Annotated in this window: 16 protein-coding genes and 1 pseudogene; 8 read left to right on the top strand and 9 right to left on the bottom strand. The window is 51.7% G+C overall.

What is annotated here, in order from left to right; all coding sequences use genetic code 11:
- Positions 1–7: 7 nt before the first annotated feature.
- The 3 genes from BZJ18_RS06775 to BZJ18_RS06765 all read right to left on the bottom strand — a co-directional run bounded on the left by BZJ18_RS06775 (position 8) and on the right by BZJ18_RS06765 (position 3,577).
- Positions 8–1,411, bottom strand: coding sequence for a Y-family DNA polymerase (locus BZJ18_RS06775; protein WP_077455840.1), 1,404 nt, complete (start codon positions 1,409–1,411; stop codon positions 8–10).
- Positions 1,411–2,103, bottom strand: a complete 693-nt coding sequence (gene imuA, locus BZJ18_RS06770; protein ID WP_077455839.1) for a translesion DNA synthesis-associated protein ImuA — start codon at positions 2,101–2,103, stop codon at positions 1,411–1,413. Before imuA ends, BZJ18_RS06775 begins: the two co-directional genes overlap by 1 nt.
- Positions 2,104–2,197: 94 nt before the next feature.
- A complete protein-coding gene (locus BZJ18_RS06765) occupies positions 2,198–3,577 on the bottom strand; it encodes a transporter substrate-binding domain-containing diguanylate cyclase (protein WP_198532203.1) in 1,380 nt (459 codons plus the stop codon).
- Positions 3,578–4,213: 636 nt separating this feature from the next.
- Between BZJ18_RS06765 and pykF the strand changes: the two are divergent.
- Positions 4,214–5,597 (top strand): annotated as a pseudogene (gene pykF, locus BZJ18_RS06760) (pyruvate kinase PykF).
- Between the two features lie 130 nt (positions 5,598–5,727).
- Positions 5,728–6,405, top strand: a complete 678-nt coding sequence (locus tag BZJ18_RS06755) for a hypothetical protein (protein WP_077455837.1) — start codon at positions 5,728–5,730, stop codon at positions 6,403–6,405.
- On the opposite strand, the gene BZJ18_RS17360 is transcribed toward BZJ18_RS06755, so the two are convergent.
- Positions 6,383–6,535 carry a hypothetical protein gene (locus BZJ18_RS17360; RefSeq protein ID WP_167370403.1) on the bottom strand — a complete coding sequence of 51 codons (153 nt, stop codon included), beginning with the start codon at positions 6,533–6,535 and terminating at the stop codon, positions 6,383–6,385. The genes BZJ18_RS06755 and BZJ18_RS17360 overlap by 23 nt on opposite strands.
- A 153-nt stretch (positions 6,536–6,688) precedes the next feature.
- Here BZJ18_RS17360 and treR point away from each other — a divergent pair, with 153 nt between their 5' ends.
- From treR to treC, 3 genes are all read left to right on the top strand, one after another.
- Positions 6,689–7,645 carry a trehalose operon repressor TreR gene (gene treR, locus BZJ18_RS06750; protein ID WP_077455836.1) on the top strand — a complete coding sequence of 319 codons (957 nt, stop codon included), beginning with the start codon at positions 6,689–6,691 and terminating at the stop codon, positions 7,643–7,645.
- Between the two features lie 144 nt (positions 7,646–7,789).
- The gene (gene treB / locus BZJ18_RS06745; protein WP_069591000.1) at positions 7,790–9,208 is read left to right on the top strand and encodes a PTS trehalose transporter subunit IIBC; all 1,419 of its coding nucleotides are present in this window, start codon (positions 7,790–7,792) and stop codon (positions 9,206–9,208) included.
- Positions 9,209–9,266: 58 nt separating this feature from the next.
- The gene (gene treC / locus BZJ18_RS06740) at positions 9,267–10,931 is read left to right on the top strand and encodes an alpha,alpha-phosphotrehalase (protein ID WP_077455835.1); all 1,665 of its coding nucleotides are present in this window, start codon (positions 9,267–9,269) and stop codon (positions 10,929–10,931) included.
- A 59-nt stretch (positions 10,932–10,990) separates the two neighbouring features.
- Here treC and ilvN read toward each other — a convergent pair whose 3' ends face one another.
- The 5 genes from ilvN to BZJ18_RS06715 all read right to left on the bottom strand — a co-directional run bounded on the left by ilvN (position 10,991) and on the right by BZJ18_RS06715 (position 17,214).
- Positions 10,991–11,488, bottom strand: coding sequence for an acetolactate synthase small subunit (gene ilvN, locus BZJ18_RS06735; RefSeq protein WP_077455834.1), 498 nt, complete (start codon positions 11,486–11,488; stop codon positions 10,991–10,993).
- Positions 11,488–13,206: an acetolactate synthase 3 large subunit gene (locus tag BZJ18_RS06730; RefSeq protein ID WP_077455833.1), complete on the bottom strand. Its 1,719-nt coding sequence runs from the start codon at positions 13,204–13,206 to the stop codon at positions 11,488–11,490. The genes ilvN and BZJ18_RS06730 overlap by 1 nt, the downstream gene beginning before the upstream one ends.
- A gap of 399 nt (positions 13,207–13,605) precedes the next feature.
- Positions 13,606–15,393, bottom strand: a complete 1,788-nt coding sequence (locus tag BZJ18_RS06725) for an AMP-dependent synthetase/ligase (RefSeq protein ID WP_077455832.1) — start codon at positions 15,391–15,393, stop codon at positions 13,606–13,608.
- A gap of 157 nt (positions 15,394–15,550) precedes the next feature.
- Complete coding sequence (locus BZJ18_RS06720; RefSeq protein ID WP_077455831.1) at positions 15,551–16,678, bottom strand: MJ1255/VC2487 family glycosyltransferase; 1,128 nt, start codon at positions 16,676–16,678, stop codon at positions 15,551–15,553.
- On the bottom strand, positions 16,675–17,214 hold the full coding sequence (locus BZJ18_RS06715; protein ID WP_077455847.1) for a phosphatase PAP2 family protein: 540 nt from the start codon (positions 17,212–17,214) through the stop codon (positions 16,675–16,677). The genes BZJ18_RS06720 and BZJ18_RS06715 overlap by 4 nt, the downstream gene beginning before the upstream one ends.
- Before the next feature lie 521 nt (positions 17,215–17,735).
- On the opposite strand from BZJ18_RS06715, the gene leuA reads away from it, so the two are divergent.
- The 3 genes from leuA to leuC are packed head-to-tail and all read left to right on the top strand — an operon-like array spanning position 17,736 to position 21,838.
- A complete protein-coding gene (leuA, locus tag BZJ18_RS06710; RefSeq protein WP_077455830.1) occupies positions 17,736–19,298 on the top strand; it encodes a 2-isopropylmalate synthase in 1,563 nt (520 codons plus the stop codon).
- Between the two features lie 2 nt (positions 19,299–19,300).
- Positions 19,301–20,395 (top strand): 3-isopropylmalate dehydrogenase, encoded by a 1,095-nt coding sequence (leuB, locus tag BZJ18_RS06705; RefSeq protein ID WP_077455829.1) that lies wholly within the window; start codon positions 19,301–19,303, stop codon positions 20,393–20,395.
- 21 nt (positions 20,396–20,416) lie between these two features.
- Complete coding sequence (gene leuC / locus BZJ18_RS06700; protein WP_077455828.1) at positions 20,417–21,838, top strand: 3-isopropylmalate dehydratase large subunit; 1,422 nt, start codon at positions 20,417–20,419, stop codon at positions 21,836–21,838.
- Positions 21,839–21,840: the final 2 nt, after the last annotated feature.

The raw sequence follows: 21,840 nt of genomic DNA, 5'->3' as shown, positions 1-21,840 counted from the left end.
TCACCGTCTAACTAAACCAACCGTGTAAAAACCAAGTTTGCTCTGGCGTGCGAAACACCCACAGCCATTGTTGCTGGGCATTTTGGGCAATAAAGTAATCGCGCTGGATAGGCGCACCTTCCCACCAGCCCGTGACAATTCGCTCCGGCCCTTCACGTAAGGTGACCTTACCCACCAGTGGTGTGGGTTGCGGCAGCAATAAACTTGGGCGTGGACGCGTGGGTGCCGAGGCCGTTGGTGTCGCACTATGATGATGGGGGACATGTTGGCTGGCCGTCTCGGGACGGTGATGATCTACATACGCTAACCGCATAACCGCCTCCTCCCCGAGTCGGGCAGCCAGTGTCGCGACCAACTCATCACGATTTTGCTCACCTTGCTGGGCGCTAAAAAGATCGGTTTGTCCGGGCTGGTGACAATCGATTTGCGAAGCCGTCACACTGACCGCAGTGACCGGCTGGCTCACTTGCCATGACGCCAGCCGTAAACGCACCAACGCCATCCAGCGCTCGACGTCTTTCTCGCCATGCGCGGCCATTACCGGCAGGGTTTCTTCACATCCATCACGCAAGCTAAAACCCAACGTCAGCGCAGGCGTACAGGCACTACGCTGCTCAAGAAAACGGCACAGTGCCGAGACGAGATTCTCGATAATGGGCAATAAGTGGGCTTGCTCACTAAGCTCAAACAACAAGACCCGCTGCTGAAAAAATTGCAGCGGTGGCTGAAAATAACGCAGTGGCGTCGGCTGGGCGCCACGCACTTCAGCAAGGTAATCCACCACAGTGCGCGGAAAACGTCGCGTCAGCGAAGCGGTGGGCAAGGCGATAAGCTCACCTAACCGAGAGAGGCCCAGACGCGTAAACTGAGTTTTCACCGTCTCCGGTAAAGGGGCAGCAGCTAACGGCAATTGCTGCAACGCTGCCTGCAAATGCTCGGGGTCGGTACTGATCTTGCCCGCGTGGCCATACGCCATAAGCTCGGCGGCACGCGGCGTTTGGCCCACCCCTGCCTGATAACGGATATCACTTTCCACCAGCGTTTGAGTCACCGCCTGCCATAGCGGGGGAAACCCTTGATATAAGGCCAACATCGGTGAAACGTGTAGCCATAAACCTTTAGAGGGATTAAGGCTGATTTCCGCGACCAGCGGATAAAGCTGTGTGGCGAGCTGCTCAAGCGCGGACTGCTCTTTCACCGCGCAATAAGGGTAGACCGCGAGCTGATGACAAATAAGCGCTGCAGCCCCTAATCCCATACCGGTATTCAGACCGTGCGTGTTAGCCGCCACAGAGAGCTGCACTAAACGGCCTTCTTGCTCGCTAACCAGCCCCACCGCTTGCACCGATGACGGCGCATAAAGGCTATCTAACAACAAGCTTGGGCAATGCAGATACAGCCATAATGACATCACGCTTGCTCCCGCTGTTGCCGTGAAGGAAAGGCAAGCAAATTCTCTGCATTGCTTGGCCAGGTCACCAACGCGGGCCATTGCGTGCGCCAAYCGAGGGTAAACGGGGCCGGTGGCCATTGCCCGCGACAATAGCGCACCGTGACCGTCACACCACATGCAGAAGGGGCCAGCGCCACGCTYAAATCGACCGGCAAGGTCAATGAATACGTCTGCTGGCGGCGCAACAGTACCACCGCACATTGGCCATGTTCGGCCGCCAGTTTTAGGCGCTTAACTTGTCCCACCGTGAGCGAAGATGGCCATAACACGACCGCCTGACACGCGCCACTGCGCGCCGCTTGCTCGGCTGCCCACAGCGCATCCTGATCGCTTTTGGGAGACACCAACAAGGTGTTGTCGGTTAAATAGCCTTGCTGATGTAGCATCGCTGCGTTGAGTCCAACCGGTGGACGGATCCACGCTACCTGCTGACCGCTAGCGTGATACAACGCCGGTAACACCAGCCGCAACTCACCGACACCATAGTCACTGATGATATCTGTCACACCTGGAGACGGGAGCCCCCCTAGACGCTGATCAAAGGCGCTGTAACCGGTCGCTTTTTTATCGGGTAATTCCGCCATTAACGGCCGCTGACTAGCGCGCCATAGGCCGTGTTGCTGGGCTAATTGGTCGAGTGTTTTCATCATCAAAATACCTGTATATATGCACAGTATATTTAATGATAAAAACGCTGCAAGAAAAGAAGATGAAAAGCGTGTTTTTACCTAACAGAAAACGGTATCAGGCTTCTGCGATAGGTGTGGTCACTGATTGAGAGGAGGCCAGCATCACTTGATTACGGCCGCGGTCTTTCGCACGGTACATAAGAAGGTCAGCGGCATGGGTCAAGGTATCTAAATCCAGCGAAGCAATGTCGTCAGTAACATCACTGGATACAATTGCGCCAATGCTGACAGTGACACGAATCTCGGCGCCATCGAACTCAAACACACTGTCTGCCACATCGCAGCGGATATGGTTGGCTATGTCGATCATTTCATCTAATGACGTGGCCGGACACAGCACGCAGAATTCTTCGCCCCCTAAACGCGCCACGGCGCCATGCTTCACGACCCGCTTTAAATAACTGGCAAGGTGCACTAACACTTTATCACCCTGCATATGACCGTATTTGTCATTCACCTGTTTAAAGTGATCGAGGTCGATGAGGATCAGCCCCATTTCTTGCTGACGCTGAAGTTTGGGTTTAAGGCGAGAAAAATAGCCCTCTAGGCCACGTCGATTCAGCAATTGAGTCAGTGGGTCAGTATTGGCAAATTCACGCAAGCGGGCATTGGCTTGGCGCAAGGCAACGGTGCGCTTATACACCATGCGCTTGAGGAAAAAAATGTACGCGACGGCGCTCAATGCCACCATGATCACTATGGTCGGGATTAGCCAATCGGGATACGCCTCAACCCGCTCGGTATTAATCCATTTTTGCTTAATCCGTAGTAGTTCCTCAGACGGAATATGACTGATCCCAACACGTATTTCATCGAGCAATGCTTGGTTGCCTTTCGGCACTGCTGCATAAATTGGACGGGTATAAAGAACTTGCTCCGCGACAAATGCTAGCGGTTTTCCTTGAGTCAGAAAGTAAAAGTTGGCGACCTGACTATCTGCCACAAGGGCTTGGATCTCACCCTCTAGCGCGGCCGCAAATAAATCCTCGTTATTCACAAAGCTACGTTGCTCCACTTGCGGATAGTGCTTGGCTAAGAACGAGGATTCATAACTTTCTGCTACCACACCAACGACTTGATCTGCCGCTAAAGGCTTAATATCTGTGCTGCCCGGTTGGTTTTGCACATACAAAGAGCCATTGATATTAAAAATTGGCGTCGCAAAATCTAAAAAGCGCTCACGTTCAGGCGAACGTAATAAACCGGCATGCACACGGTTACCGCCTTCTCGCATGTAAGAAAGGGTTTCAGGCCAATCTAACAGAACAAACTGAATGGATTCATGATTGTATTTGGCATAAGCCTGCCAGAAATCGATCAATAGCCCTTTGGGCTGACCTGAGTCGGATAAATAGCTATAAGGCTTCCACACAGAGGAATGGGTGGCGACTAAAATGTCTTTATTTTCTGACAGATAGGCGTCATCGGCCCACACCTGCGTACTCGCATACGTGCAGACTATAAGCAGCATCCCTGTCAAAAACCGTAAAATACGCGCAAACATTGTTAGGCAGCCCATCGAAAGTGCTCTGATAGTAGATAAATTCTAGGTGAACGCAAAAGACTTAATAAAAAAGCATGATCCAGTTCAAATTGGAAGACAGATCACACTCATTAATGACAAAAGAATCATTAACAGAACATAAAACAACCACCTTGTCGCATGGGGTGATAATCAACAGAAAACGTAATCATCAAAATAAAAGCGTGCTGAAACCGATTACTGTCACCGGCTTGTAATGATCTGGACGGTGAGCTGTGGTAAATTTACGCGCCCAATGGATGGGAGGTGAATGGTGAATCGATGGCACTGGGTGAAATCGTATTACACCAACAACGCCTTTATTGCCCGTGATCAACACAGATCAACGCAGACAATCTATACTCACGATCGATAAAACAGTGACGTCACCTCAGCGTGAAGGCTGCGGTAACGTCATTGAGAAATGCGAGAATTTTGCTGACTGCACCACGATAACGACCTATTTATGTTGTTTAATTACATTTAAATCAGTCTTTTGCAGTTAGGCCCCAAGTTTATGTTTCAATTTTTGACCGGAGAAATGCGTCGATGAAAAAGACCAAAATCGTTTGTACGATTGGACCTAAAACTGAATCGGAAGAGATGCTGACTAAGCTTGTTGATGCAGGCATGAACGTGATGCGTCTTAACTTCTCACACGGTGACTATGCCGAACACGGTGCGCGTATCACAAATTTGCGCAACGTCATGAAGACAACCGGTAAGCAAGTTGCGATTCTGCTCGATACCAAAGGCCCTGAGATCCGCACCATCAAACTCGAAGGTGGTAACGACGTCGCATTNAGACACCTCTGTCGTGGGTAACAAAGATCGCGTTGCCGTCACTTACGCCGGCCTACCTCGTGACCTAAAGGCGGGCAATACTGTACTCGTTGATGACGGTCTGCTTGAGATGGAAGTACTAGAAACGACTGAAAAAGAAGTCGTTTGTAAAGTACTGAATAACGGTGAGTTGGGCGAAAACAAAGGCGTTAACCTGCCAGGTGTTTCGGTGAGCCTGCCTGCACTGGCTGAAAAAGATAAATCGGATCTAAAATTTGGTTGTGAGCAAGGCGTTGACTTTGTTGCGGCCTCATTTATTCGTAAGAAAGAAGACGTGGAAGAAATCCGCGAGCTGCTGACTCAAAACGGCGGCAGCGACATCAATATCATCTCTAAAATTGAAAACCAAGAAGGTGTCGACAATTTTGACGCTATCTTGGAAGCGTCTGACGGTATCATGGTTGCCCGTGGTGACTTGGGCGTAGAAATCCCAGTGGAAGAAGTGATCTTCGCGCAGAAGATGATGATCGAGAAGTGTAACCGTGCTCGCAAGATGGTTATCACCGCAACACAAATGCTGGACTCAATGATCAAAAACCCACGTCCAACCCGTGCTGAAGCCGGTGATGTGGCGAATGCGATCATGGATGGTACCGATGCCGTCATGCTGTCTGGCGAGTCTGCGAAAGGTAAATACCCGGTTGAAGCTGTGAGCATCATGGCGCAAATTTGTGAGCGTACTGACCGTCAAATGTCACCTGCTCTGGGTTCTCGTCTCGATAGCGATCGCCTGCGTATCACCGAAGCGGTCTGTAAAGGCGCGGTTGATACCTCTCAGAAGTTGGGTGCACCTTTGATTGTTGTTGCCACTGAAGCAGGCAAATCAGCACGCTCAGTACGTAAGTACTTCCCGACGGCAAACATCATCGCGGTCACCACCAACCCGAAAACAGCCGCTCACCTGTGTCTAACCAAAGGTGTGACGCCTGTGATGATCGAAAGCATCGATAGCACCGATGAGTTCTACCGTCGCGGCAAAACCATCGCACTTGAGTCTGGTTTAGCGCATAAAGGCGACATCGTGGTCATGGTTTCAGGCGCGCTTGTGCCTTCTGGTACCACCAACACCGCCTCTGTGCACGTGCTGTAATTAAGCACCGATAGCAATGCCTACGCCTCGACTAATGTCGGGGCGTTTTTTTATCCATGACACGGTGGCATGATAAAGAGGCTTGCATTTAGTCGCGAGCCAATCTCGTCGACCCAGCACAGGGAGTGTTATGAAGTTCACCAAAGCCCAGCACGCTATGGAGCAAATCTGGGCAGCCATATTAACCCGCCAGTTATCACTCACAGCGCGCGCAGAGGGCGATTACCCACTCACTGTCTCTGCTTTGTGTGAGCAACTCAGCCTGTCGACGGCCACAGCACGCGATGGCTTGCATTTATTAGCGGTAGAGGGACGGGTCCTTTATCAGCCTCATCTTGGCTATCGGCTCACACCATTAAGCCAAGCAGACTGGCAGGCACTGATTCAAGCCCTGAAAGGTCTGTTTGGTGCGTTCATCGATAGCTTTCCGAGCAAACTGAATGAACAGACCGCATTACAGGTGTTGGGACTGATTCATTCTATTCAGCACTTACCCGCCAAAGATAGCGCCGATATCACCACCATGACCTATTGGCACCAGACCCTGCACACCCAGCTGCTTTGTGGTATCAATCCCTACTTACAAAAGGCGTTGATGCCAGTCATAGCACAGCACCAGCGCTATCTCACCCATCCTGATGTGAAGATAGATTGGCTGGCACAATGGCAACAGCTATTTCCGATTGTGCGCGGTTTGGTTTCGCCATGTCCGCAAGCGTATACGCGGCGCTATCAGCAGTACTGGCAATCGCTAAACCAGCACCTTGACGATCAGCTTACCGCGCTTACCAGTGGACAATTTCTTTGAAGTGCGTTTTGATCAGTACCGCTAACGGCACCAAATAAATCGCGCTAAGCTTTAATGCCATTACTGCGAGCGTCAGTGTGGTCATGCGCACTAGGCACTTGTTGATGGTTTGTACGACAGGGTGGCTCATCATCATTTCAGTCTAAAGTAGGATGGTTGTTCAAAAATCAGGCTGTAGTTTACAAATTAATCAATAAATCGCAAGCGCCAATCACGCCTGTTATCATGGCGCGCGAAGAGGCTGAGTCTAAGCCACTGATTTACCGCTACCACAGAGAAAAAAATGACAAAACCATTAACCATTTTGGATATTGCCCGCTTAGCCGGGGTGGGGAAATCGACCGTATCGCGTGTGCTAAACCATGACGCACGCGTTAAAGACAGTACCCGCGCTAAAGTACAAGCGGTGATCGACCAACATGGCTTTTTACCGTCGAAATCGGCGCGCGCGATGCGTGCGCAACGCAGTGGTGTTGTGGGCGTGATCGTGGCCAAGCTCAGTTCCAACTCAGAGAACACCGCACTGACGGGATTGCTCAATACCTTGTATGCCAAAGGCTATGACGCAGCCATTATGGAAAGCCAGTTCTCACAACAAAAAGCACAAGCCCATCTCGATGTGCTAAAACGCCGTAATGTGGATGGGATTATCTTTTTTGGTTTTTCGGGCTGTGATCTCAACGCGCTAGCGCCATTCGCCCCCAACTGTGTCGTGCTCGCCGTTGATAGTGAGCAATACGCCAGCGTCAGTTACGACAACCAAGGTGCCGTCACGCAAGTCATGGACCACTTTTATCGTCAAGGATGCCGTCATATTGCCTTCTTGGGAATTGATGAGCGCGATGAAACCACAGGTCTCGCCCGTTCTGATGCCTATCAACATTTTTGCCAAACCCACCAGCTTTCACCACAACTCCATCGTTGTGAGATGAGCCTGCATGCCGCCTATGCCGCAACAGATTACCTGTTAACCCCGCAGACTGACGCCATTGTCTGCGCCTCCGATACCCTCGCCTTAGGGGTCGCAAAACGCCTACAAACCCTAAATCGTGAAAATATCGCCATTGGCGGCATTGGCAACCATGACATGCTACGCTTTATGTTCCCACGCGCAGTCAGTGTGGAACTGGGCTACCATCAAGCAGGGCAACATGCAGCCACGTTGCTGCTTGAACAATTGAGTGAAGATATACCCGTGATGAGTCACTGGACGCAACCCTGTCATCTGGTGACTCCCTAGCCAACACTAAAAATCAAGCAGTTACGAATTTCTGTGTGATGGTTTTCAAAATGTGGGAACGATTCCACTGATAATTGGCTTAGTACGATCAATAATTAATGGGAACGTTACCAATGAATATCCTACAGCAATACAGGATTGCTTATGAGCCAGATAAATAAAAATGCCGTTGATCAATTGATCACCCATATAGGCGGCAAAGACAACATCGCCACCGTGAGCCACTGCCTCACCCGTTTACGCTTCGTATTAAATGACCCGGAAAAAGCGGACGTCGCCGCCATTGAAGCGATCCCCATGGTTAAAGGCTGCTTTACCAGCGCCGGCCAATTTCAAGTTGTGATCGGCACCAGCGTGGATCAAGCCTTCGTCCTGTTGCAACAGGCCACCGGCGTCGAGGGTCAATCAAAAGATGAGGCCAAGCAAGCCGCGCGTAAAAACATGAGCCTGCTAGAACGAGCGATTTCACACCTCGCGGAAATTTTTGTTCCCCTTCTCCCCGCGATCATTACCGGTGGTTTGATCCTCGGCTTCCGTAATGTGATCGGTGATATCCGCATGTTCGATGGCAAAACCTTAACCGAGATCAGCGAGTTTTGGGCCACCGCCCACGGCTTTTTATGGCTGCTTGGCGAAGCCATCTTCCACTTCCTGCCTGTCGGCGTGTGTTGGGCGACAGTCAGAAAAATGGGCGGCACACCGATTTTGGGTATCGTGCTCGGTATTACCCTGGTATCGCCTCAGTTGATGAACGCTTACCTTATCGGTAAAGAAATGCCTGAAGTGTGGGACTTTGGCTGGTTCTCAATTGAAAAAGTCGGCTACCAAGCACAGGTGATCCCAGCCATGTTTGCGGGGATGGCATTGGCGTTTATTGAAACCCAGTTAAAACGCATTATTCCGGATTATTTGTATTTGGTGGTGGTGCCATTTGTCGCGCTACTGACTTCCGTGATCTTGGCACACACCCTTATCGGCCCCTTTGGCCGCGAGATTGGTAATGGCGTCGCATTCCTAGCCCGTTCGGCAATGACCGGCGATTACGCCTACATAGGCGCGGCCCTGTTCGGCTTCCTGTATGCACCTTTGGTGATCACAGGTGTTCACCACACCACCAACGCGGTGGATTTGCAGCTGATGCAAGAGATGGGCGGCACCCCCATTTGGCCACTGATTGCTCTGTCCAACATTGCACAAGCCTCGGCGGTTGTCGGGATCATTTGGATGAGCAAAAAAGAAAACGAACGTGAAATCTCTGTGCCCGCGGCAATCTCGGCCTATCTTGGCGTCACTGAGCCGGCCATGTACGGGATTAACCTACGTTACAAATTCCCCATGCTGTGCGCGATGGTTGGCTCGGCGCTGGCCGCCATTGTGTGTGGCCTTTCCGGTGTGATGGCCAACGGCATTGGTGTAGGTGGCTTGCCGGGTATTTTATCTATTCAGCCACAGTTCTGGGGGGTTTACGCGGTCGCGATGCTGATTGCCATTATCGTGCCTATTGCACTCACCGCCTTTATGTATCGCCGTCAAGCCAGCAAAGGCAAACTGGCGGTCGTCTAACTCCCATTCAGTCTGCGGGGAGCACGCTCCCCGCTTTATTAGCGTTAAGAGAGACATTATGCACGCACATCCCTGGTGGAAAACGGCCACCATTTATCAGATTTACCCCAAGAGCTTCCGTGATACCACACAAACAGGGACAGGTGATCTGCCGGGCATTATCGAAAAGCTGGACTACTTTTCGGCCTTGGGCATCGACGCGTTATGGCTAACCCCCATTTATGTATCACCACAAGTCGATAACGGCTACGACATTGCCGATTATTACGCCATTGATCCTAGCCTAGGCACCATGGACGACTTCGACACCCTGCTCGCCGAGGCGCACAAACGCGATATCCGTATCATCATGGATATTGTGATTAATCATACCTCAACCGAGCATCCTTGGTTTCAATCAGCGCTTGCCAGCAAAGACAGCCCCTATCGCGATTACTACATCTGGAAAGATCCGATTAACGGCGGCGTTCCAAACAACTGGCAATCAAAATTTGGCGGTAGCGCGTGGCAATGGCATGAACCGACCGGCCAGTATTACCTCCACTTATTTGCCACCGAACAGGCCGACCTTAACTGGGAAAACCCTGAGGTGCGGGCAGCCGTCAAAGACGTAATGGCCTTTTGGGCCGACAAAGGCGTGGATGGTTTTCGACTCGATGTGATCAATTTGATCTCCAAAGATCAGTCGTTCCCTGATGATCATCAAGGCGATGGTCGCCGTTTTTATACCGATGGCCCGCGCGTTCACGAATACTTACAAGAGATCAGTCGCGACATTTTCCAACGTTACGGCAGCGTCACCGTGGGCGAGATGTCTTCGACCACCTTGGAGCATTGTCAACAATACTCCGCGCCGGATGGCAAAGAGCTCTCCATGGTGTTTAACTTCCACCACTTAAAAGTCGATTATCCGGGCGGCGAGAAGTGGCGACTGGCGCCGTTTGACTTCTTAGCCCTAAAGCAGCTTTTCCGTACTTGGCAGCACGGCCTACATAATCAAGGTTGGGGCGCACTGTTTTGGTGTAACCACGACCAACCGCGTGTAGTCAGCCGCTTTGGTGATGATCGCCATCATCGCGTTGCCTCCGCCAAGATGCTCGCCACCGCGATTCATATGCAGCAAGGCACGCCTTATGTGTATCAAGGGGAAGAAATTGGTATGACCAACCCGGGCTATCAGCGTATTGATGATTATCAAGACGTCGAAAGCCGAAACATGTACCGCCTGCTTTGCGAACAAGGCATGCCTGAAGGGGAAGTGTTGGCCATTCTGGCGGCACGCTCACGCGACAACTCGCGCACCCCCATGCAGTGGGACAGTTCAGCAAACGCCGGGTTTACCAAAGGCACACCGTGGCTCAAGCCTGCGCCTAACTATGTTGACGTCAATGTCGACACCGCACTGGCGGATAAAAACTCGGTGTTCTATCACTACAAGCAGCTAATTTCCCTACGGAAAACCTTACCCGTGATCCGTGAAGGGGATTATCAGGACTTGCTGCCTGACCACCCACAGCTGCTCGCGTATCGTCGCGACAATGGCGACAGCCAACTGGTGGTAGTGTGTAACTTTTATGGCGAACCAGTCACAGCGACCTTGCCTGTCGCCCCTGCCCCAAACGCAGACTTGGTGAGCCATAATTACCCAGAAGCCAAGCCCTTGATGCCAGAAATGCAATTGGCACCCTATGAAGCCTTGGTGTACTTGATTAACCCCGCTTAATCCACAAAAAATGGCACGTCTTGGCGTGCCATTTTCCTTATCACGACCGGTTGCTTGGGTTACTGGCGCAGCGCTCGCTCGCCGCGTGCAATACCCACCACACCACTGCGTGCAACTTCAATGATCTCGGTAATTTCACCGATCGCGCGAATAAAGGCATCCAACTTGTCACTGTCGCCCGTCAACTGCACGGTATATTGTGAAGCCGTCACATCGACAATTTGCCCCCGAAAAATATCGGCGGTGCGTTTTACCTCCGCGCGGGCGTAGCCACTCGCTTTCACTTTCACCAACGCCAGTTCACGTTCAATGTGATCGCTCTCGGTGACATTACTCACTTTCAGTACATCAATCAGCTTGTGCAAATGCTTTTCGATTTGCTCGCGGTCCGCGTCGCTGACCACTGACGTGGTGATATTTAAGCGCGACAAGGTCGCATCATCGGTGGGTGACACCGTCAGTGATTCAATGTTGTAGCCACGCTGAGAGAACAGACCCACCACGCGCGACAAGGCACCGGGCTCGTTTTCCATCAAAACCGATACAATACTGCGCATTAGGTTCTCTCCGTTTTGCTTAACCACATTTCATTCATCGCCCCACCGCGTACCTGCATCGGATACACGTGCTCGGTTTCATCGACATGAATATCGACAAACACCAAGCGATCTTTCATTGCCAGCGCCTTTTCTAGGCCAGCTTCTAACTCAGACGGATGGCTAATACGCATCCCCACATGGCCATAGGCTTCGGCAATCGCGGCAAAATCCGGCACCGAGTCCATGTACGAGTGCGAATGGCGGCCTTGATAAATCATGTCCTGCCATTGTTTGACCATCCCGAGGAAACGGTTGTTGAGGTTAACGATCACCACCGGGATATCATATTGCAGTGCGGTGGAGAGCTCCTGAATATTCATTTGAATACTGCCATCGCCGGTAACACATACCACCTGCGCGTCTGGCAGCGCGAACTTCACCCCCATGGCGGCGGGTAGCCCAAAGCCCATGGTGCCCAAGCCGCCCGAGTTTATCCAACGGCGTGGTTTATCAAACGGATAATAGAGTGCGGCAAACATTTGGTGCTGACCCACGTCGGAGCTTACATAGGCCTCGCCATCGGTAAGGCGATACAAGGTTTCAATCACTTGCTGCGGTTTGATGCGCTCCGGATCCACGTCATACTTCAAACACTGACGCTCGCGCCAAGTTTGAATATTGTGCCACCAAGTACTGATCGCATCACTGTCGTTACTGCCACCTTGCTCCACCAGCAATTTCAGCATGCTATTTAGTACCGCATCCGCCGAGCCGACGATAGGAATGTCTGCCGCCACGGTTTTAGAAATGCTCGATGGGTCGACATCAATGTGCATGATGGTGGCATCGGGACAGTATTTTTCTAAGTTATTGGTGGTGCGATCGTCAAATCGGACACCAATACCAAAGATCAGATCGGCTTGGTGCATCGCCATGTTCGCTTCGTAGGTGCCATGCATGCCCAGCATACCCAGCGAGTGTTGATGGGTGCCGGGAAACGCGCCCAGCCCCATCAAGGTGCTGACAACAGGGATATTAAGGGTTTCTGATAGTTGGCGGATTTGTTCGCCACAATCGGCCATGATTGAGCCACCACCGACATACAATACTGGTTTTTTCGCCGCCAGTAGTGCTTTTAAGCCACGCTTTATCTGCCCTTTATGTCCCGAGATGGTCGGATTATAAGAGCGCATGCGTACACTGTCTGGATACTGATAAGGATGCTTTTGTGCCGGATTCAGCATGTCTTTTGGAATATCCACCACCACAGGGCCGGGACGTCCCGTTGAGGCAAGATAAAAGGCTTTTTTAACAATGTTAGGAATATCTTCAGCGCGCTGGACTAAAAAGCTGTGTTTGACCACCGGGCGGGAGATCCCCACCATATCGCATTCTTGGAAGGCATCATTGCCAATCAGGCCGCTCATGACTTGGCCAGAAAAAACCACCATGGGGATCGAGTCCATGTACGCGGTGGCAATGCCAGTAATCGCATTGGTTGCCCCTGGGCCTGACGTCACCAGCACCACGCCCACTTCCCCCGTGGCACGCGCATAACCATCGGCCATGTGGACCGCGGCTTGTTCGTGGCGTACCAACACATGGTCGATATCACTCTTTTCGTGCAATGCGTCGTAAATATCCAGCACCGACCCGCCTGGATAACCAAAAATATGTTTTACGCCTTGATCGATCATGGAGCGCACGATCATCTCGGCACCGGATAACATTTCCACTCTACGCCTCCCTGTTTGCATAGTTAGGACTTACTTTTAGCCTAATCTTGCCCCTTACGCTTGGATGCACTGGTGGTCACTCACCACGCGGACATCGAAACCAAATACTGGCGGTAAGGCGGCGTTAGATTGTCACTTGGCCTGCTTCGAATGAAGCTGCAATCAATGTARCGTTTTATTTGCAAAACTGTCTATTAGCTAATCAGTATTTACATTTTTAATCTAAATGTTGAGTAAATGTTGCTGGATAACACTGATTGGGAGGTGGTAAATTGGAAAGATCCACTACAAGAAAACCAATTTGCCAGATTTACTATTCTGACAAAAGGCGATAAAGAGGAGAAAAGGGATAAAAACAGTATGAAGAGGCTCACCGATGAGCCTCCTAGATAAAAACCGTCAACGCTGGTACATGGCGTCGATATGATGCTGGTAACGCGACAAGATCACTTTACGGCGCAGCTTCATGGTCGGCGTGAGCTCGCCACTGTGCATACAAAAGCCCTGCGGTAATAAAGTGAAGCGTTTGACTTGCTCAAATTTGGCCAACTCGTGTTGCAAGCTCTGCAAGCGCTTTTCAAACAAGGCCACCACATCGGCGTGTTTCAGCAGCTCTTTGCGATTTTGATATTTGATATTGGCCGCCCGCGCCCACTCTTCCAAGGCATCAAAACAAGGCACAATTAAGGCCGATACAAAATGACGCGCCTCTGCCACTACCGCAATCTGATCGATAAAATGATCGCGCACCAAAGCGCCTTCTACCCGCTGTGGCGCGATGTATTTGCCGCCAGAGGTTTTCATCAGCTCTTTGATTCGGTCGGTGATAAAGACGTTGCCCTTGGCATCAAGATATCCCGCATCGCCGGTTTTCAAAAAACCATCCTCGGTAAAGGTGGCAGCAGTCGCCTCGGGCTGATTAAAGTAACCCCGCATCACCATTGGCCCGCGAACTTGAATTTCATCCTCCGCACCAATTCGCACCTCCGCCCCTGGCATCGGATAACCAATCGAATGAGGGTCAAAGCGCGTATCGTCCCAACAAGAAACCGTGGCGGTGGTTTCGGTCATGCCATAACCCAGCTTGACGTTAATGCCTATGGCATGGAAAAACGCGCCAATGTCAGGGTCAAGACGCGCTCCACCGCATGGCATCAAGCGCATCTTGCCACCCAATAGCGCACGCAACTTACTCAGTACCAGCTTGTCGGCCAACGCCAATTGCCATTGCTGACGTCGCGACGGTGATTGACCAGCACGTAACTGACTGGCATGACGCTCGCCTTGGCGTAGCGCCCAACGGAACAAATGCGGTTTAATGCCGGTGGCCCGACTGAGTTTGTCGTGAATAGCACCATGAATTTTTTCATAAAAACGCGGTACCGCACACATCACCGTCGGTTTAATCTCCGCCAATGCATCACGCACCTGAAGCGGGTTTGAGAGATAACAGTTCACCGCCCCGCGGTGCAGGACGTAATAGCTCCAGGCGCGCTCGAACACATGAGAAAGCGGCAAAAAGGCCAAGGACACATCATCGGGGCTTAATGCCAAGACTTGGTCATGTACCTCCAGCTGCGCCGCAACATTGGCATAATCTAGCATCACCCCTTTCGGATCGCCCGTGGTGCCGGAGGTATAAATCAAGGTGATCAAATCATCCATGCATCGCGCATCAATGCGCGCGTCTAATTCGGCTTGATAGCTGCGATCGTCTTGCAATAACCAACTGGCCCAGTCCCACACCTTGGGATGTGCAGGTACCTGTGCCTCTTGGTTGAGGGCGATTACCCCTTTGACATTGGGGCAGTGTTCAAGGGCTGCAACCGCGCTCTCTAGTTGCTCGTCACCGGCGAAGATCCATTGCACGTCCGCATCATTGATAATGTGTGCCGCTTGCTGATCAGTACTGGTTGCGTAAATCGGCACCGGCACGGCGCGAATTTGCAACGCGGCATAGTCCAACATCGCCCATTTTTCACTGTTCGGCGCAAAGATAGCGACGGTTTGCTGAACCTGACAACCAGCTTTGAGTAAACAGCGTGATAGCTGATCAATGCGCTCGCCCAGTTGGCGCCAGCTGATACTCGCCCACTGTGACTGTTGCTGAAAACGGATAGCTTCGCGTTCACCTTGGGCAGTAATTTGCTCGCGGATGCGCGTGACGATATGGTTTTGGGTGTTCACTGTGTCTCTCTTGGTTCGCCGTTTGGCGAACACATGTACGCTCAATAATGGCAGCGAGTTTACCGAGCGCACCACCAAACTCAAGAGAAATTGAGTGAATGCTCTAGCGAAAATGTAAAAACGTGATTCAACAGACCAGACCGCCGTTATTGGGCGGTCAGCGCATCAAGCGGTTTAACAGTAAGGGATGCTGACGTCGACGTGGATGCGGGCGGCTAATATCCAGCAAACACTCTTCAACCGCTTCTGGAAAACGGACCTGCGACCAAAGCTGGTGAAATAAACTGTGCGTTTGGTCGAGCTCACCTTTGACCAGCCACTCCGCTAACGCTCTTGCGACATCAGGGTAACGGATCTCGCCGGTGGCCGGGGCTTTCAACCAATCTCTCACCGCGCGAGCGTCTAAGTGTGTCATGGCGTGCGCCAACCCTAATTGTGCCAGCGTTGCCACATTACTCAGCTGCTCAAACTGTCCTGCTAAGGGTTTTAGCAATAACTTTTTCCCCATGGTTAATGCTTCAGAAGGCAGTTCAAAGCCACCATTCGCGATCACACCTTGGCAAGCCTTTAGCGCAGTATGAAAGCTGGCTTTCCCAAGTGGCATAAAGCGAATATTCTCTCGCCGATAGCCTTGCTTCACATCTGGATGAAAACAGACAAAACCTTGGTTAAAGCGCAGTAACAGCGCCGTCACTGCATCGAGTGACTCAAAAGGAAGATAGACCAAGACATCCTCTGATTGACTCGCCTTTAGTGAAAGGCTGTCATCACTGCCGATATCAATGATGGGGGGCAAAATCGGCTGATTAAAGTGATACCAATGGAGCCCTATGGCATGATCCGTCGGCGCAAAATAACGCATAATCAGCCGGTTTATCAGTCCTTCTCCCTGTTTAGGGACCGCATGGGCAAATGCAGCTTGATGGCTAATCGCCACTGAGGGAACGCCTTGCTGACGTGCCGCCCAAGCCGTGATAGGCTCAAAATCGGATACCACTTTGTCGTAGCCCGTAACATCGAGCGCGCGAATATCACGATAAAGTTGCCGAACGTGATGCTTTTTTGCCGTCTCAAGCAGCGCAATTTTACCGTCGCGACTGATAAAACTCATGCCCGTAAAAGTGCGATAGTCACCAAACGGCGCCATATCAAAATAGCGCTCGGCCGGTCGTCCAGAAAAGACAAAATCCACACTCACGTCATACGCTTTTAGGGCCCTTGCCATCGCCCTTGCCCGTGAAATATGGCCGTTACCGGTTCCTTGCACACCATATAAAAGCTTCATGTACTTGCCGCCATCCAGTAAAGATCGTCGGTGATGTTTTGTGCCAACGCAGTACAGAGAAGTCCTAACACCGCGCCGACCAGAATATCGCTAACAAAATGGACCCCCAGCAATACGCGGGACAGCCCAATCAACCCCGCCCAAATAAAGGCCACTGTCGCCAAGGGGGGATAAAAGGTACTAATCAGTGAAGCCATTAAAAAAGCGGCCGCCGTGTGGCCAGAGGGCATGCTGTATAAATCTGAGGGCGTGATAAAAGCGGGCAGCTGTGAAGGCCGTGCGCGGCGGAAGCTCCGTTTAAGAACCCAATAGATGGGCAATTCAATCGCAAAGGCGACGATTCCAGTGCACAACAACCATAAGCCAAATGCACCGTCGAGCCACCATGCGGCCAAGCCAATTCCTGCATATAACGGCCCATCACCAGAGTGTGATATCACCCGCGCTACTTTGGCTGTCGCTGCACTAAATCGATGAGAAAGGCACAGGTACGACACCATGTGGTCAAAACGTTGAATCGCTGTAAAGCTTCTCATCATGCCCCCGCTTTCGGTTAGCTGATGGTCAAACTCTAGACAGCGGGTATGACAACGGGGTGACGTTACGAGGTCATATTGATGAAGATAACACTCCTTGCAGTTTGTTGTCCTGTCACAGAGAAAGTGCTATCTAACTGCATACCTTCCCCGCAACCAACAGCCGTTTATTTCGAATTACACACTTAAAACCAGTGTAATAAACTGGTTTTAAGCGGGTTAACTAAGCAGATCCATTTTTTTATTTTTTTGTGATTGACGCTTTCCCCGCCGCTCTGTTATTTCTGTAACCAGCAAACATATTGAATGGATAGTTCATGACACTGATTACACTACGCCTCATCCTCCTCCTTATCGTGACTCGGTCGCGCGGGTAGGTATTGGGCAGCAATCAGTGAATGCCAAATGTCAAAAACCCGCGCCAGACGCGGGTTTTTTTGTATCTAACGCCGTCAAAATAAAACACAGCGCCCATTAAGAGAGCCATGAAGGCGGCGAGCAAACACAACAGGGAGTCACACATGAGCGACAACAGTCAGGTCATCATCTTTGATACCACTTTGCGCGATGGTGAGCAGGCCTTATCCGCCAGCTTAACCGTAAAAGAGAAGTTGCAGATCGCCCAAGCCTTAGACCGACTGGGCGTCGACATTATTGAAGCCGGTTTTCCAGTCTCCTCACCGGGCGATTTTGAATCGGTGCGCACCATCGCTGAGCATATGCAACATGCGCGTGTTTGTGCCTTATCTCGCGCCGTTCCTAAAGACATTGATGTTGCCGCCGAGTCCCTCAAAGCCGCCGACGCTTTTCGTATCCACACCTTTTTATCCACCTCAACCATTCATGTAAAAGATAAACTTCGCCGCAGCTACGATGACGTGGTCGAGATGGGGGTACGCGCCGTCAAGCACGCGCGCCAATACACGGACGATGTGGAGTTTTCCTGCGAAGATGCTGGGCGCACCCCGATTGATAATTTATGCCGCATGGTTGAAGCGGCGATTGATGCTGGCGCCACCACGGTCAATATCCCAGATACAGTCGGCTATACGGTCCCCAGTGAGTTTGGCGATATCATTGCCAACCTGTTCAACCGCGTACCCAATATCGACAAAGCGGTGATTTCTGTTCATTGCCATGATGACTTGGGGATGTCGGTCGCCAACTCTATTGCCGCTGTACAGGCCGGCGCCCGCCAAGTCGAAGGCACGATTAATGGCATCGGCGAGCGCGCCGGTAACTGTGCGCTGGAAGAAATTGCAATGATTTTAAAAACCCGCGCCGACTTATTAGGTGTGGAAACCAAGTTAAATCACACCGAAATCGCCCGCACCAGTAAGCTGGTTAGCCAACTTTGCAACATGCCAATCCAGCCCAACAAAGCCGTGGTCGGTACCAATGCCTTTAGCCACTCTTCTGGCATTCACCAAGATGGCATGCTGAAAAACAAAAATACCTACGAAATCATGACGCCAGAGTCGATAGGGTTGGGCAAAAAAGCACTGAATTTGACCAGCCGATCCGGCCGCGCCGCAGTGAAAAGCCACATGGAAAACCTTGGCTATACCGAGCAAGACTACGATTTAGACACCTTGTATCAGTCATTCTTGCAGCTAGCAGATCGTAAAGGTCAGGTGTTCGATTACGACTTAGAAGCCTTGATGTTCTTCAACAACCTCAAAGAAGAGGACGACTTTTATAAGCTCAACTATCTAGGCGTGCAATCGGGCAGCCTAATGGCGACCACCAGCATCAAGTTGCAATGTGGCGATGAAGAAAAACGCGAGGCGGCGATCGGTAACGGCCCCGTCGATGCCTTGTATCAGTGCATCTATCGGATCACCGGCTATGACATTGAGCTGGATAAATTCGATCTGACTGCCAAAGGAGAAGGGGAAGATGGTCTCGGCCAAGCCGACATTATTGCCAACTACAAGGGCCGTAAATATCACGGCACCGGGGTCTCAACCGACATTATCGAAGCCTCCGGTGAGGCGCTATTACACGTGATCAATGCCATCTATCGCGCGGATAAAATTGCGCAGATTAAGGAACAATCCCACTTAAAACAGGAGACAGTATAACCATGGCCAGCGCACACCAGATTGCAATTTTACCCGGCGACGGTATCGGCCCCGAAGTAATGGCGCAAGCCGAAAAAGTGCTTGATGCGGTGAGTGAGCGATTCTCACTCACCTTGGAGCGTCAGCATTATCCTGTGGGTGGTGCCGCGATTGATGCCCACGGCTCCCCTTTGCCAGCATACACCTTGGCTGGCTGTGAAAAAGCGGATGCGATTTTATTTGGCTCAGTCGGCGGCCCCAAGTGGGAGCATTTACCGCCAACCGAACAACCGGAGCGCGGTGCCTTACTGCCGCTACGCAAGCACTTTGGTCTGTTTTGTAATTTGCGTCCGGCACAAATCCATACCGGTCTCGAAGGCTTTTGCCCACTGCGCGCCGACATTGCCGACAAAGGCTTTAACATCGTGGTGGTGCGAGAGCTGACCGGCGGGATTTACTTTGGTGAGCCCAAAGGGCGCGAAGGCGAAGGCCGCGAGGAAAAAGCGTTTGATACGGAAGTCTATCATCGCTATGAAATTGAGCGTATTGCCCGTATTGCCTTTCAATCGGCCCAGCTACGCAACAAACACGTGTGCTCAATCGATAAAGCCAATGTGCTGCAAAGCTCGATGCTGTGGCGAGAAGTGGTAGAAGAAGTAGCAAAGGACTATCCAGATGTCCGCTTAAGCCATATGTATATCGACAACGCTACAATGCAGCTGATCAAAGACCCGTCGCAATTTGATGTGATGCTGTGCTCGAATATTTTCGGCGACATCATCTCCGATGAGTGCGCCATGATCACCGGATCAATGGGCATGTTGCCATCCGCGAGCTTGAACGCGAGTAAATTTGGTTTGTATGAGCCCGCCGGCGGCTCTGCACCCGATATTGCGGGTAAAAATATCGCCAATCCAGTGGCGCAAATTATCTCCGCCGCGCTCATGCTGCGCTACTCGTTAGGCGAAGAAGACGCAGCCTGCGCGATTGAGCATGCAGTCAGCCACGCGCTGGCGGCCGGTGAGTTGACCGCGGACCTAGCAGGTAAYCGCCCCGCATTGAGTACCGAACAAATGGGCGATCGTATCGCCGCCTATATCCGCCAAGGCGCAGAATAATTACCCGTAAGGACACGAGCTATGTCGAATGCAAACACCCAGCAAGGCGCTAAGACCTTGTATGAAAAAATCTATCAAACCCATGTGGTCACCGAGCAGCCAGGCGAAGCGCCGCTGCTGTATATCGACCGTCATTTGGTGCACGAAGTGACCTCACCACAAGCCTTTGATGGCCTGCGTGAAAAAGGGCGTCCGGTACGCCAAGTGAGCAAAACCTTCGCCACCATGGATCACAATGTCTCCACCGAAACCAAAGACATTAACGCGTCAGGGGAAATGGCGCGCATCCAAATGGAAACCTTGGCCAAAAACTGCGAAGAGTTCGGTGTCACCCTGTACGACTTAAACCATCCTTACCAAGGCATTGTGCATGTAATGGGCCCCGAGCTTGGCATTACCCTGCCCGGCACTACCATCGTCTGTGGTGATTCGCACACCGCAACCCACGGTGCCTTCGGCTCCCTCGCCTTTGGTATTGGCACCTCAGAAGTCGAACACGTACTGGCCACCCAAACACTCAAGCAATCCCGCGCCCGCACAATGAAAATTGAAGTCACGGGCAAAACTGCCCCCGGGATCACCGCCAAAGATATTGTCCTAGCGATTATCGGCCAAGTCGGTCATGCCGGCGGCACCGGACACGTGGTGGAATTTTGCGGTGACGCCATTACCGACTTGTCGATGGAAGGGCGAATGACGGTCTGCAACATGGCCATCGAATTAGGCGCAAAAGCTGGCCTGATCGCGCCAGATGACACCACCTTTGCCTACCTAAAAGACAAGAAGTTTGCCCCTAAAGGCGAGCAATGGCAGCAAGCCGTTGCGTATTGGCAAACCTTGCACTCGGATGCCGATGCGCACTTTGATCGCGTGGTCACTCTCGATGGCAGTCAAATCCATCATCAAGTCACATGGGGCACCAACCCCGGCCAAGTGGTCAGTGTGCATGATAGCGTGCCTGCTCCAGAGAGCATGACCGACCCAATAGAGCGTCACTCGGCTGAGCGAGCCTTAAAGTACATGGGACTGACGGCAGGCCAAGCCATTACAGATATCCACATCGATAAAGTCTTTATTGGCTCTTGCACCAACTCACGGATTGAAGACATGCGCGCAGCCGCCGCGGTCGCCAAAGGACGGCGCGTGGCAAAGGGTGTACATGCCATGGTGGTGCCAGGCTCCGAGCAGGTGCGCGCCCAAGCAGAGCAAGAAGGGCTGGACGTCATTTTCCGCGAAGCGGGCTTTGAGTGGCGCTTGCCCGGCTGCTCAATGTGTTTGGCAATGAACAACGATCGCTTAGGCCCCAAAGAGCGCTGTGCGTCCACCAGCAACCGTAACTTTGAAGGCCGCCAAGGCCGTGAAGGCCGCACCCACTTGGTCAGCCCTGCGATGGCCGCCGCCGCTGCTATTGCCGGTCATTTTATTGACGTTAACCAATTATAAGG

Source organism: Salinivibrio sp. IB872 (genome assembly GCF_001995345.1).
In the GTDB taxonomy this organism is placed as follows: domain Bacteria; phylum Pseudomonadota; class Gammaproteobacteria; order Enterobacterales; family Vibrionaceae; genus Salinivibrio; species Salinivibrio proteolyticus.
This window is presented reverse-complemented; position numbering and strand designations above follow the sequence as displayed.

What these genes read in the sequence shown, in the direction of transcription:
- BZJ18_RS06775 (WP_077455840.1), bottom strand. Translation starts at nt 1,411, where the DNA reads ATGTCATTATGGCTGTATCTGCATTGCCCAAGCTTGTTGTTAGATAGC.
- BZJ18_RS06755 (WP_077455837.1), top strand. Translation starts at nt 5,728, where the DNA reads ATGAAGTTCACCAAAGCCCAGCACGCTATGGAGCAAATCTGGGCAGCC.
- BZJ18_RS17360 (WP_167370403.1), bottom strand. Translation starts at nt 6,535, where the DNA reads ATGAGCCACCCTGTCGTACAAACCATCAACAAGTGCCTAGTGCGCATG.
- treR (WP_077455836.1), top strand. Translation starts at nt 6,689, where the DNA reads ATGACAAAACCATTAACCATTTTGGATATTGCCCGCTTAGCCGGGGTG.
- treB (WP_069591000.1), top strand. Translation starts at nt 7,790, where the DNA reads ATGAGCCAGATAAATAAAAATGCCGTTGATCAATTGATCACCCATATA.
- treC (WP_077455835.1), top strand. Translation starts at nt 9,267, where the DNA reads ATGCACGCACATCCCTGGTGGAAAACGGCCACCATTTATCAGATTTAC.
- ilvN (WP_077455834.1), bottom strand. Translation starts at nt 11,488, where the DNA reads ATGCGCAGTATTGTATCGGTTTTGATGGAAAACGAGCCCGGTGCCTTG.
- BZJ18_RS06720 (WP_077455831.1), bottom strand. Translation starts at nt 16,678, where the DNA reads ATGAAGCTTTTATATGGTGTGCAAGGAACCGGTAACGGCCATATTTCA.
- BZJ18_RS06715 (WP_077455847.1), bottom strand. Translation starts at nt 17,214, where the DNA reads ATGAGAAGCTTTACAGCGATTCAACGTTTTGACCACATGGTGTCGTAC.
- leuA (WP_077455830.1), top strand. Translation starts at nt 17,736, where the DNA reads ATGAGCGACAACAGTCAGGTCATCATCTTTGATACCACTTTGCGCGAT.
- leuC (WP_077455828.1), top strand. Translation starts at nt 20,417, where the DNA reads ATGTCGAATGCAAACACCCAGCAAGGCGCTAAGACCTTGTATGAAAAA.